Raw genomic sequence first — 11910 nt, forward strand, 5'->3', positions numbered from 1 at the left:
TCGGCGTCGGTTCAGGCTTTGTCAGCCTCTTGATTGCTCTTCTCAGAGGTGCTGTTCAGGCTTGCAGCGCGGGCCAGCAACTCCATCGGATGCATGACCTCCGGGCCACCCTTCTGGAGGTGGCGACGCAGCTGCAGGCTGCAGCCGATGTTGGCGCTGGCGATGACCGTGGCGCCGGTGCCGCTCAGATCGTCGGCCTTGATCCGGCCAAGCTCGGCGGCCTCCGCCGGTTGCACCAGGTTGTAGATGCCGGCGCTGCCGCAGCACACGCCTGCCTCGCTGGCTTCGTGCAGTTGCAGGCCTGGGATGGCGCGCAGCAGCGCCCGTGGCTGGGCGGCGATGCCCTGGCCGTGAATCATGTGGCAGGCGTCGTGATAAGCCACCGCAATCGGCAGGGGTTGCAGGGCCGCGCGGAAGGCTTCCGAAAGACCTCGGTCCGCGAGGAATTCATGCACATCGAGCACGGGGCAGGCAAAGCCGCTGCGTCCCTCGTTCAGAAGCTCGCCGTAGGCCTTCATGGTGTGGCCGCAGCCAGAGGCCGCCACCAGCACGGCATCCAGCGTCTCTCCAGCGAAGCGGGCCACCAGGGCACTGGCCAGTTCCCGGGTCTGCTCGAGCTGCCCCTGGTGATGACTCACGGCACCGCAGCAGCCCTGATCGGCTGGAATCACGACGTCAAAGCCGTTGGCCTGCAGCACCGCCACCGTCGCCGCATTGACGGCCGGATCAAAGCAGCGCTGCACGCAACCCAGCACCAGCCCGACGCGGCCGCGGCGTTCCCCCTGAGCCGGATTCAGCTTGGGGAAGCGATCGGCGAAGCCCTCCGGGGCCAGGGGCGGTAGCAGCGCCTCCATCGCCTCCAGTTGCGGCCCGAGCAGGCGTGGCAGCCCAGACCGTCGGGCCAGGGCCTGCAGAGGTCCGCCTGCATAGGCGCGGAGGGGGGTGAGCAGGGCGCGCAGGCGTCGGGGATAGGGAAGCACCGCCAGGAGCAGCTGGCGGAAGCTTTGCTGCCAGCTATTGCGCAGCTCGGCTGAGTTCAGTTTTGGTCGAGTCGCTTCAATGAGCTGGTCGTAGCGCACCCCTGAGGGGCAGGCGCTGACGCAGGCGAAGCAACCCAAGCAGCTGTCGAAATGGCTGGCCACCGTCGCATCGAGCTCCAGTTCGCTCGCCTCAATCGCCTTAAGGGTGTGAATGCGCCCCCGTGGCGAATCCATCTCCGTGCCCAACACCCGATAGCTGGCGCAGGTAGGCAGGCAGAAGCCGCAGTGCACGCAGGGGTCGGAAACACCGGTCGGCAGGCCGGGCAGGGAGGTCTGAGAAGCCATGCCGCAGAGTCTGGCGCCTTCTGCCGCGTCCGTTAGAAGCGGGCGATGATCGCCTCGGCGAAACCGCTGCAGCTGACAGGCTCCACCTGGGGTTCCATCAACCTGGCCAGGTCGTAGGTCACCTGTTGATCGGCGATGGCGGCACTGAGCCCCTTTGTGATCAGGTCAGCAGCCTCCTGCCAGCCCAGGAACTCCAGCATCATCACGCCGCTGAGGATCACCGAACCCGGATTGATGCGATCAAGCCCCGCATGCTTTGGAGCGGTGCCATGGGTGGCTTCGAAGATGGCGGCGGTTTCGCCGATGTTGGCGCCGGGAGCCATGCCCAGACCGCCCACCATGGCGGCGGCGGCATCCGAGATGTAGTCGCCGTTCAGGTTGAGGGTGGCCAGGATCGAATACTCCTGCGGTCGGGTCTGGATCTGCTGGAAGATGCTGTCGGCGATGCGGTCATCGACCAGCACCATGGCTTTCCACTTGCCGCCACCGTGGCTGCTGCCGATGGCGTCGATCACGGCCTGCACCTCGGCGTCGATGTCGGCTTTTTTCTCAGGGGTGAGGCTGTCGTAGCCCGGCTCGATCATGCGGGCGTTGGCCTGCACGCTCAGGTTGGGATCCTTCTCGAGGTTGCCGAGAATCCAGCTCTCCCGCTCGGTGATGCACACATTGCGGAACTCGGTGGTGGCCAGTTCATAGCCCCAGTCACGGAAGGCCCCTTCCGTGAACTTCATGATGTTGCCCTTGTGCACCAGGGTCACGTGGCGCTTGTCGCCTTGCAGGCGCAGGGCGTGCTGAATCGCCTTGCGGATGTGGCGCTGACTGCCGTGCTTGCTCACCGGCTTGATGCCGATGCCTGAACCTTCGGGGATCTGGCGCTTGCCCAGCTTGCCGTTGGCGGGGATCACCACCTCGTTGAGGTGCTTGCGCAGCTCCTGGCCAACGCTGTCATCGGCCTCCCATTCGATCCCCATGTAGATGTCTTCCGTGTTCTCGCGGTAGACGATCACGTCCAGATCCTGGGGGCGCTTGTGGGGGCTGGGGGTGCCTGCGTAGTAGCGACAGGGGCGCACGCAGGAATACAGATCAAAGATCTGGCGTAGGGCCACATTCAACGAACGGATGCCGCCGCCCACCGGTGTGGTGAGGGGACCCTTGATGGCCACGCCATAGGCGCGGATGGCCTCGAGGGTGTCCTCCGGCAGGTACTGGTAGGTGCCGTAGAGCTCGCAGGCCTCATCGCCCGCGTACACCTTGAACCATTCGATCCGCTTGCTGCCGCCGTAGGCCTTCGCCACCGCTGCATCCAGAACTTTCTGAGTGGCCGGCCAGATGTCCACGCCGGTGCCATCGCCGCGGATGAAGGGAATGATTGGGTCGTTGGCCACCACCGGCTGACCGTTCTCGAAGCGGATCGGAGTGCCCTGGCTGGGGGCGGTGAGCTTCTCGAACTGAGCCATGGCTTGATCGCCGCCGGGCGGCATTCACGACGTGGCGAGCCTATGACTCAGAGCAGGCTCCCTAAAGTTCGCCCTGATCCGGCGCCCGCCCGAGGCCAATCAGCACAGAGGCATGACCGGCGGTTGCCACGATGCCCACCAGGCCGTACAGGCTGATTCGGGTTCCCAGCGACCGCAGGATCATGGTGGCAACCGTAACGGCGGCTGGCGGCGCCGAGCGGCATCCTTCACCCTGGAGACAGAGATGGCACGCGGGTGAACGCAGCGGAAGCGGTTGACAGTGTGGTGCTGGCCCAGGCTCTGGCTTCGGCCGTCACGCTGGTGCGCGATCAGTTCCCTGCGGCGACCGCCAACCTCAGCCCCTGGCGGGATGACCCCCTCACCCGTCACTGGAGCGAGGAGGAGACCCTCGACCTCTCCTTTCACTTCCCGGGTTGGAGTCCTCGCCTGGAGTGCCGCAGTCTGTTGCTGCAGCTTCGCTTGAACAGCAACCGTGCCCTGCTGGGGGTGCTGATGCGCGGCATGACCTACGACGGCGAGCGCTGGCGGCTGGCCACTGTGGGTGATTGGCAGCCCTCTGGGCGGCATCTCCCCCAGCCGGATCGCGTGCTTCAGCTGCAACAGATCTGCCGCGATCTGCACAACCTCTTCCCAGCGGTCTCGTAACCCTTCGCAACCCTTGTTGCCGAAAAGCCGGGCATGGCTTTTAAGGTTTTGCGACTGCCGACCCTTCGTTTCATGTCCGTCGCTCTTGCTGCCCAGCTGCGTGAAGGCACCAAGAAGTCGCACACCATGGCCGAGAACACCGGTTTCGTGAGCTGCTTCCTCAAAGGTGTGGTCGATAAGGGGAGTTACCGCACGCTCGTGGCCGATCTGTATTTCGTGTACAGCGCCATGGAGGAGGAGATCGCACGCCTGTCTTCCAACCCGGTGATTGCTCCGATTGCCTTTCCTGAGCTCAACCGCCGCGAGGCCCTCGAGCAGGATCTCGCTTACTATTTCGGTGCCGATTGGGCCCAGCAGCTGAAGGCCACCCCTGCCGCCCAGGCGTATGTGGAGCGCATCCGTCAGGTGGCGCAGGAGGCGCCGGAACTACTGGTGGGCCATCACTACACCCGCTATCTCGGCGATCTCTCCGGCGGGCAGATCCTCAAGACCATTGCCCAGAAGGCAATGAACCTGTCTGACAACGATGGTCTGAGCTTCTATTCCTTCCCTGCCATCGCGGACGAGAAGGCCTTCAAGACCACCTACCGCGCTGCCATGGATCAGCTGCCGATCGATCAGGCGATGGCCGACCGGATCGTGGAAGAGGCCAACCATGCCTTCCACCTCAATATGAAAATGTTCCAGGAGCTGGAGGGCAATCTGGTGGCCGCGATCGGCAAGGTGCTCTTTGGCTTCCTGACCCGCCGTCAGCGGGCCGGAAGCACTGAGGCAGTGGCTGCTTGAGCCCCAACGTCACGATCGACTCCATTCGGGTTCTGGTGCCGGGCACCGGGGCCCGTTTTCGTTGTGGCGGTTTGAGCGTGGCGTTGCAGACCGCCCGACTGCTCGGGAGGTTGCGTCCCACTGAGCTCGTCACCTACCGGGCTCGGGAAGCCGAGCATTCCTTTCTGGATGACGTGCTCGCTCAAGAAGCGTCTCCCGGCAACGCACTCTGGCTGGTCAGCTGGGGTTTTGACGTCCCAGCCACCCTGAAGAAGCTGCGGGGTCGACCGGTGCTCTATCAGGCCCACAGCAGCGGCTATGGCTTTGATCTGCCTCCAGGTGTTCCGCTGGTGGCCGTGAGTCGCAACACACTGGGCTATTGGGGTGACCGGGCACCGCGGAATCCCCTCTTCCTGGTGCCCAATGCTCTCGAACCTCAGTGGCTGGAGCGGGGCGCCCGTCCCAGGCTGATGGGCGCTGCGGCCGGGAAACGTCCGATTGATGTGCTGGTGCAGCAGCGCAAGAGCAGCCCTTATGTGCTCAACACGCTGGTGCCCGCCCTGAGGGCGCGAGGACTGACGGTCGAGGTGCAGAGCGGTTGGGTGGATGATCTTGTGGCTCTGTTCAACAGTGCCAGCGTTTACCTCTACGACTCGGCCGAGTACTGGCGGGGCCGCGGGGTGAGCGAGGGCTTTGGCCTCCCCCCACTGGAAGCGCTGGCCTGCGGCTGTGTCGTGTTCAGCAGTTTCAATCACGCCCTTGCCGACACCCTGACCCCCGGAGTCAGCGCCCATCAAATTGGCCAGGGCTCTCTCAGCAATGATCTCGAGCGAATCACAGCGGCGGCGGCTGACCCCTCCGCCTGGGGCCCCGATGCTGCGACGCTGGCTGCTCTGCTGGAGGAGGTGTCGGAGGCTCGGCTGCTTGAGCGTTGGCGCAGCACGCTCGGGCAGTTGCAATCCCTTCAGGCCAACAATGCCATGGGTCTGAATCCGGCCTACAGCCTGCGCAGTCCATCCACCCGTCGCCTGCGCTGGAGCCAGCGTTTCGATCGCTTGCGTGGCAAGGTGGTCAATCGGTTGCCCGGCTGGCTGCCAAAGCCCTGAAGAACTCTGGCTGCGGTCTTAAATAAAGCATTGCAAGAACAGGCCTCTGCCATTGAGGCAGAGTCTTCAGCACCCTCGTTCATGCCCCTGAAAAGCCAGACCTGGACTGAACTGAAGCTGCTGCTGCAGGAACTGTCGCCCAAGCGTCTGCGCTACCTCGCTCTTGTGTTGCTTGCTTCCCTGTTTCAGGGAATCATCGACATTCTTTTGGTGGGGCTGCTCGCCCGCCTCGTGGGACTTCTGGCCGGCGCGAAGCTCGGTGATCAGATCCCAGGCATTCGTTTTTTCGGTGGTGGTCTGCTCGATCAGGCCGGATGGATCGTTGCTCTGTTGATTGCGGCCTATTGGCTCGCCTCTGGAATTCGCTTTGGGGTGGCGCTGCTGGAGTCATTGCTCACAGCTGAGATCTGGTCTGACCTGGTGAATAAGGTCTACCGGAATCTGATGCTGCAGCGCTATGAGTTTTTCATGCACAAGCGCACTTCAGTGTTGTCCGAGCGCTTCAATCGCATTCTTAGTCGTGTCACCGGAGCGGTGATTACGCCCATGATTGCGATTGCAGGGAGCCTGCTGTCGGTGATGGCATTGATTATGGGTGTGGTGTTTGTGCTCGGTGGTTCGTCAATTCTTATTTTCTCTTTGCTGCTACTCGCCTATGCAATTTCTTCTAAAATCATTACTCCATATTTGCGATTAGCTGTTCGTCAAAAAAATCGCTATACCCGTCGCCTTCATATTATCTTTTCGGAGTCTATTCGCTCCATGCGCGATGTGCAGCTTTACTCATCGCATGAGTTTTTTGTTGATCGATTTTCCCGCGATGGAGTGCTTGCTAAGCGCAACGATCGACTCTCGACCCTGTTGCCAAATGTTCCGCGTTTTTTGATCGAACCAGCGGGGATCACGATACTTTTTGCTGTTGGCCTGGCCCCGGCGATGATCGCTGGTGACGGATCAAGATTAAGGGAGGCTCTTCCAGAGCTGGCCACGATTCTTGTGGTGCTGCTGCGGATCTCTGGCCCGCTGCAGTCAGTGTTTCGCAGTATCAATAAATTGCGCGGTGGCCTGCCTGAAGTTAAAGATGCGCTCGAACTTTTGCGGATGCGGCCAGAGAGACTCTCTCTGGGAGATCCCGGAGTGCCATCGCCGGAGGGGGTGATGGCGCGTCGCTTAATTGAGCTCCACGATGTGAGCTTTAGCTACCAGGGCAGCAGCACGCCCGTGCTTGAGGGCATCAATCTTTCCATTCCTGTGGGGTCTCGGATTGCCCTCGTCGGCAAGACGGGTAGTGGCAAGACCACCATGGCTCATTTGCTGCTCGGTCTTTACACGCCCACGCTGGGTGAGTTGTTGCTTGATGGCGTCCCGGTTTCCGATGAGGAGATGCCGGCATGGCAGGCTAATTGTGCGTTTGTGCCGCAGTTGATTCGTCTTCTTGATGCCAGCGTCCGTGAAAACGTCGCCTTCTGTGAAGATCCCGATCTGATTGATGACGATCAGGTCTGGGCGGCTCTGGAGGCGGCTCAATTTGCTGAGTTTGTCTCTCAGATGCCCTATGGCCTGTTCACGATGTGTGGAGAAAATGGCATGAAGCTTTCGGGTGGCCAGCGTCAGCGTCTGTCGTTGGCGAGAGCTTTTTATCGCCGCGCCAAGTTGATGGTGCTCGATGAAGCCACCAGCGCTCTCGATAACAAAACCGAACACGATGTGATGCAGGCCCTCGATCTTGTGGGACGTCGTTGCACGATGGTGGTGATTGCCCATCGCCTTTCCACCGTCAAGAAATGCGATCGCATTTACGAGGTGGACCGCGGGCGAATCATCGCCTCCGGTGACTTCCAGCGTCTCACTGAAATCTCCCCCAGCTTCCGCGAGAGGACCATGTTGGATGCGGTTTGAGTGTTGATGGCAGACATTGTTCTCCTGGCCACGGCTGACTGGGATCACCCCCTTTGGACGAATAAGCAGCACGTCGCCTGTGCACTCGCGGATCTGGGCCATCGCGTGCTCTACATCGATTCCCTTGGGGTTCGCGGCCCGAGGGGCGATCACGCCGATAACGGGCGGATTCTGCGACGCCTGAGCCGTGGCCTGCGTCTGCCGCGAGCCGTGCGCCCCGGAGTCTGGGTTTACTCCCCGCTCGTCTTGCCCGGTAAGACTCTCGGTCTGGCCGGTCGCCTTAACCGCTGGAGCCTTTATCTCGGCCTGCTGATCGCTGATGTCGTCCTCGATCTACGTAGGCCCCTGCTGTGGACGTTCAATCCCCTGACGAGTCATTATCTGCCCCTGGGCAAGTTTCACGCCACCATTTACCACTGCGTGGATCGGATCCAGGCGCAGCCAGGGATGCCAGGGGCAGAGCTGGAGCTTGCTGAGCGGCATCTCTGCAGTGTCGTCAAGGTTGTCTTTACAACCTCTCCGGAGCTGCAGCATTCCTTAGCGCCGCTCAATGCCGGAACCCATGGCTTCGGCAATGTCGCTGATGGCGAACACTTCCGGCGAGCGCTCGATCCAAGACTCCCCAAGCCGTCCGACTGGCCCCTGATCAGTGGTCCGGTGCTGATCTTCATCGGCGCGATCGATGCCTACAAACTCGATTTGGCCATGCTGGAGGCCTTGGTGCGATCCAGTCCTCACTGGAATTACGTGTTCATTGGTCCAGTAGGAGAGACCGATCCGAGCACGGACATTGCGTCCTTGGACGCTTTGCCCAACGTGCACCTGTTGGGTCCGCGCTCTTACGCCACCCTGCCCGCCTACCTGGCCCAGGCCGATGTGGCCTTGCTGCCCTTGCAGCTCAATGACTACACCCGCCACATGTACCCGATGAAATTCTTCGAGTACCTGGCTGCGGGTTGTCCTGTCGTCGCGACGGCGATTCCCTCCCTGGAGGATCAGGGAGATGTCGCTCTGCTCTGTCCACCGGATGCCGAAGCCTTTGCCCAGGCGATCAGCCTCGCTTTGTCAGGGGCAGGTCCAACGCTTGAGCAACGGCTGGCCCGTGCAGAGCAGCACACCTACAAGAGCCGCACGAAAGCGATGCTCACCTGCCTGGAAAACCATGGCTTGATGCCTGCTGTTCCCCAGGCACCGCAGGCTCCTCCCTACAACCGCATACGCAGCCAGTGGCGACGCTCCTCCCTCGCTGCCCAGCTGCGGCTTGTCCTGCTACGCGGTCTCGATCGCCTCGGGCAGGGGCGGTTGGTTCGGACTCTGCTCAGTCGCTGGTTCAGCGCTGATCCGCACAACATCCCCTTGCTGACTGAGCTCACCCAGCGCCTGCTGGAGGCCGGTGACTATGCCGAGGGTTGTCGGATGATCGAGCGGATCTGGCTCGAGGATGGTGAGGCAGACATCCTGCATCAGCTTCTGTTCCGCAGAGGATCACGTCCTGGCAGTCGCTTCGATCAGCTCTTGCTTTTTGATGTCCTTGCGGCCAGCCCTGTGCTGCCCCTGCATTATTCCGGCTATTGCTGGGTGGTGCGCACCTACCGGGCTACTGATGCCAAGGATGCGCAGGCGATGCGTCGAGGGGTGCAGGGTCTAGGGGGGATCCTCGCCAGGCTCGAAGCAGATCCCAACACCTACTGCTGTTTGAAGCCGAATCGAGAAAATCGAGCCAAGCTTTTGATCTCCAGTCAGCTCACGCGTCTACGCGCTCTTATGGCGCTTGAAGACTGGTCTGGGCTTGACCTGGCTGCCCGAGAGCTGCTGCACAGCGCCCGTCGCTATGACCCTTTCCTGATCGAGCGCAACACAGCCACTCGGATGACGCGCAACATCATGCGCAGTCTCACGGTCGCGGCGGTGATGGCCTGGCATCGGGGCGATGCCTGTGGCTTCGATGCTGTGCTGGATCAGATCAGGCGCCTGCGAGAAGCCTGTTACGCCGAACGCTTTGACCCCATTGCCAACAAAACTCAGGAGGATCACCGGGGCTTCTCCGACGCCATTCTCGAGATCCTCTCGGCCTGTCACTGGCCGGCGGATCAGCCTGAGGCAAGGCCGGATGCTGAACAGCTCGTTGATGCGTTGCTGCTGGTGTACTTCCCCACCTTGAAGCGAGCACGCGCCGAGAAGGCGCATGACTTTTTTCGTGCCCTTGCGCTGGCTCCGGCCCTCTGATGGCCCTCCTCCGCGTTGCCTTCACCATTGATTCGCTCAAGCTCGGGGGGGCTGAGCGGGTGCTGCTCACTTGGGCGCGCTGGTGTCGTGATGCTGGTTGGCAGGTGCTGGTGATCACAAGGCAGGGGGCCGAGCGCGATGCCTATCCCCTGCCGGAGGGGGTGCAACGTCGGGTGGAACCCGGCCTCCGCCCCACGCTGGAACGATTGGGTTGGTTCGCCTTTCCATGTCGCGTCTGGACCCTGCGCCGCCTTCTGCAGGAGGAGCGCTGCGAGCTGGTGGTGGGGGTGACCACGCTTCCTGCCATCAAGCTTCTGCTGGCCTGCAGTGGTCTCGCCATCCGCACGCTGGTCTCGGAACGCAACTATCCGCCTGCAAAGCCCCCCGCCTTGCCATGGCGCTGGTTACGTCGTCTCACTTACCCCCGGGCCGACCTGCACCTGGTCCAGACCGACACCACGGGCCAATGGCTCAGCCGGCATTGCGCGGTGCGTCGCCAGCTGCTGCTGCCCAATCCGGTGGTCTGGCCCCTGCCGGATCGTGAGCCTGTGCTGGATCCCGAGCTCTGGATCCAGCCGGAGCATCCCTTGCTCCTGGCGGTGGGGACCAAGGCCCATCAGAAGGGGTTCGATCGGCTGATCCCGGTCTTCGCTGCCTTGGCCCGTCGAGATCCAACCCTGCATCTGGCCCTGCCAGGCCTGGCGCCAGGCACGTATCACGGTCTTGATCAGCAGGCCTGGTTGCGGGAGCTGCTGGGTCCCGACCCCGATCTGCAGCGCCGCCTTCTGCTGCCTGGCGTTTGCGGTTCCATGGCCCGTTGGTATGCACGGGCAACCGTCTTTGTCTTGCCCTCCCGCTTTGAGGGTTTCCCCAATGTGCTGCTCGAGGCGATGGCGGCTGGCTGTGCCTGCATCGCCAGCGACTGTCTCACTGGGCCTCGCGATTTGATCTGCGATGGCGATAACGGTGTGTTGTTACCAGCGGAGGCCAGTGGTTCCGATTGGATCGCCGCGCTTGGGGATCTGCTGGGCGATCCCGACCGCCGCCGTCGTTTCGGCGAGCGGGCAGCTGCGGTGCGTGAGGGTTTTGCTGAACAACGCCTCCGCCATGATTTTCTGGAGGCGTTGAGCAGCCTGCAGCGGAGCAGCCTCCACCATGGATGATCTCTGGGTCGTGCTTCCCCATTTCGGTGCCGGTGGAGCCCAGAAGGTGGGTCTCCTCGCTGCAGAGCATTTCGCGGCTCAGGGTCTCAAGGTCAGCGTGCTCTCCCTGCGTCATGGACATCCGATCAAACATGCGTTGCCAGATGGTGTTCGCGCGTTTGACCTCGGTCCCGATCTGCTGCATCCCTGGCTTGCTGACGTGCACAATCGCTCCCTGCCGGCGTGTGGCCGACGGTTTTTACTTGCCCAGGTGCTGCGCTTGCAGCGGGCAGGTGTTTGCTTGCTGTTTGCTTTGTGCTGGCCCTGGATCGCCCGGCGGATGCGTCCAGAGCTGCAAGGCCTGGTGACTCGTTTCATGGCCAGCGCCATGCCATGGATCGGTGGTTCTCGGTTCGTGCGCTTGCGTCAGGAGATGTTGGAGCAGCGCCCGAAACGGGTGCTGGCCCTGCTCACCAAAACCAACATCCTCTGCTGCGCGGCACTCTGGGATCAGCCGGTGCACCTGGTGGTGTCGGAGCGGAACGATCCCCGTCGCCAGAAGTTGGATCGACTCTGGAGTTGCCTGCGCCGCCTGTATTACCGCCGAGCCGATGTGGTGACAGCCAACACCGAAGGTGTGCTTGAAGCCCTCCAAGCGATGGGGAGTTGGCAACGCTTGGATCTGCTGCCTAACCCCCTCCCGGGTGGGCTGCATCTCCAGGAGAGCGCTGGGTCGGGCCAAGGCGAGCTGCAGGTCGCCAGCCGTGAACTGGAGGTGCTGGCGGTGGCACGGCTGGTGCCCCAGAAGGGGCTGGATCTGCTGATCCGAGCCTTCGCCTCCCTACCAGAGCCGGTTCGTGCCGGTTGGCGCCTCGTGCTGGTGGGTGATGGTCCAAAGCGCAGTGCGCTCAAGGCACTCGTGCACCAGAAGGGCATCGGTGATCATGTGGCCTTCGAAGGGTTCCAGGCGGACCCGCTTCGCTACATGCAGCAGGCCTCGATCTTTGCACTGCCCTCTCGCTTTGAAGGCATGCCCAATGCCCTGCTGGAGGCGATGGCCTCTGGACTGCCCTCCGTGGTGAGTGATGCGTCGCCGGGCCCCCTGGAGATGGTCTGCGATGGCCGTCAGGGGTTGGTGGTGCCGAACGAGAACGTGGACGCTTTCGCGGTGGCCCTGGAGCGTTTGATGGTGGACGAGTGTCTGCGCCTGCGGCTTGGGGCGGCAGCCCAGGACACCCTTCGCGCTCTCGACTGGGATGTGGTGGAGCCCCACTGGCGCTCGGTGCTGGCACTGCCGTGAGCATCGGCATCCCCGTGACGGCTC

At 62.4% G+C, this 11910-nt stretch carries 10 protein-coding genes; 7 read left to right on the plus strand and 3 right to left on the minus strand.

The genetic code is table 11. From position 1 onward, the window contains the following. Nucleotides 1-11: 11 nt before the first annotated feature. The 3 genes from H0O21_RS05040 to H0O21_RS13365 form a co-directional block, all read right to left on the minus strand. Nucleotides 12-1325 carry a (Fe-S)-binding protein gene (locus tag H0O21_RS05040; RefSeq protein ID WP_185190622.1) on the minus strand — a complete coding sequence of 438 codons (1314 nt, stop codon included), beginning with the start codon at nucleotides 1323-1325 and terminating at the stop codon, nucleotides 12-14. 32 nt (nucleotides 1326-1357) lie between these two features. Then, a complete protein-coding gene (locus H0O21_RS05045; protein ID WP_185190623.1) occupies nucleotides 1358-2782 on the minus strand; it encodes an NADP-dependent isocitrate dehydrogenase in 1425 nt (474 codons plus the stop codon). Between the two features lie 61 nt (nucleotides 2783-2843). Beyond that, on the minus strand, nucleotides 2844-2966 hold the full coding sequence (locus H0O21_RS13365; RefSeq protein ID WP_255441145.1) for a hypothetical protein: 123 nt from the start codon (nucleotides 2964-2966) through the stop codon (nucleotides 2844-2846). Nucleotides 2967-3037: 71 nt separating this feature from the next. Here H0O21_RS13365 and H0O21_RS05050 point away from each other — a divergent pair, with 71 nt between their 5' ends. The 7 genes from H0O21_RS05050 (at nucleotide 3038) to H0O21_RS05080 (ending at nucleotide 11886) form a co-directional block, all read left to right on the plus strand. After that, nucleotides 3038-3448 (plus strand): hypothetical protein, encoded by a 411-nt coding sequence (locus H0O21_RS05050; protein ID WP_185190624.1) that lies wholly within the window; start codon nucleotides 3038-3040, stop codon nucleotides 3446-3448. A gap of 72 nt (nucleotides 3449-3520) precedes the next feature. Further along, a complete protein-coding gene (locus H0O21_RS05055; protein ID WP_185190625.1) occupies nucleotides 3521-4234 on the plus strand; it encodes a heme oxygenase (biliverdin-producing) in 714 nt (237 codons plus the stop codon). After that, entirely contained in the window at nucleotides 4231-5319 is a 1089-nt protein-coding gene (locus H0O21_RS05060; protein ID WP_255441146.1) for a glycosyltransferase, read from the plus strand. The genes H0O21_RS05055 and H0O21_RS05060 overlap by 4 nt, the downstream gene beginning before the upstream one ends. Before the next feature lie 81 nt (nucleotides 5320-5400). Next, nucleotides 5401-7218 (plus strand): ABC transporter ATP-binding protein, encoded by a 1818-nt coding sequence (locus tag H0O21_RS05065; RefSeq protein ID WP_185190626.1) that lies wholly within the window; start codon nucleotides 5401-5403, stop codon nucleotides 7216-7218. A gap of 6 nt (nucleotides 7219-7224) precedes the next feature. Further along, nucleotides 7225-9444: a glycosyltransferase gene (locus H0O21_RS05070; RefSeq protein ID WP_185190627.1), complete on the plus strand. Its 2220-nt coding sequence runs from the start codon at nucleotides 7225-7227 to the stop codon at nucleotides 9442-9444. Further along, entirely contained in the window at nucleotides 9444-10607 is a 1164-nt protein-coding gene (locus H0O21_RS05075) for a glycosyltransferase (RefSeq protein WP_185190628.1), read from the plus strand. The genes H0O21_RS05070 and H0O21_RS05075 overlap by 1 nt, the downstream gene beginning before the upstream one ends. Continuing rightward, nucleotides 10600-11886 carry a glycosyltransferase gene (locus H0O21_RS05080; protein ID WP_185190629.1) on the plus strand — a complete coding sequence of 429 codons (1287 nt, stop codon included), beginning with the start codon at nucleotides 10600-10602 and terminating at the stop codon, nucleotides 11884-11886. The genes H0O21_RS05075 and H0O21_RS05080 overlap by 8 nt, the downstream gene beginning before the upstream one ends. Nucleotides 11887-11910 lie beyond the last annotated feature (24 nt).

The organism is Synechococcus sp. HK01-R (genome assembly GCF_014217855.1).
Lineage (GTDB): Bacteria > Cyanobacteriota > Cyanobacteriia > PCC-6307 > Cyanobiaceae > Synechococcus_C.

What these genes read in the sequence shown, in the direction of transcription:
- H0O21_RS05040 (WP_185190622.1), bottom strand. Translation starts at nt 1,325, where the DNA reads ATGGCTTCTCAGACCTCCCTGCCCGGCCTGCCGACCGGTGTTTCCGAC.
- H0O21_RS05045 (WP_185190623.1), bottom strand. Translation starts at nt 2,782, where the DNA reads ATGGCTCAGTTCGAGAAGCTCACCGCCCCCAGCCAGGGCACTCCGATC.
- H0O21_RS13365 (WP_255441145.1), bottom strand. Translation starts at nt 2,966, where the DNA reads ATGATCCTGCGGTCGCTGGGAACCCGAATCAGCCTGTACGGCCTGGTG.
- H0O21_RS05055 (WP_185190625.1), top strand. Translation starts at nt 3,521, where the DNA reads ATGTCCGTCGCTCTTGCTGCCCAGCTGCGTGAAGGCACCAAGAAGTCG.
- H0O21_RS05065 (WP_185190626.1), top strand. Translation starts at nt 5,401, where the DNA reads ATGCCCCTGAAAAGCCAGACCTGGACTGAACTGAAGCTGCTGCTGCAG.
- H0O21_RS05070 (WP_185190627.1), top strand. Translation starts at nt 7,225, where the DNA reads ATGGCAGACATTGTTCTCCTGGCCACGGCTGACTGGGATCACCCCCTT.
- H0O21_RS05075 (WP_185190628.1), top strand. Translation starts at nt 9,444, where the DNA reads ATGGCCCTCCTCCGCGTTGCCTTCACCATTGATTCGCTCAAGCTCGGG.
- H0O21_RS05080 (WP_185190629.1), top strand. Translation starts at nt 10,600, where the DNA reads ATGGATGATCTCTGGGTCGTGCTTCCCCATTTCGGTGCCGGTGGAGCC.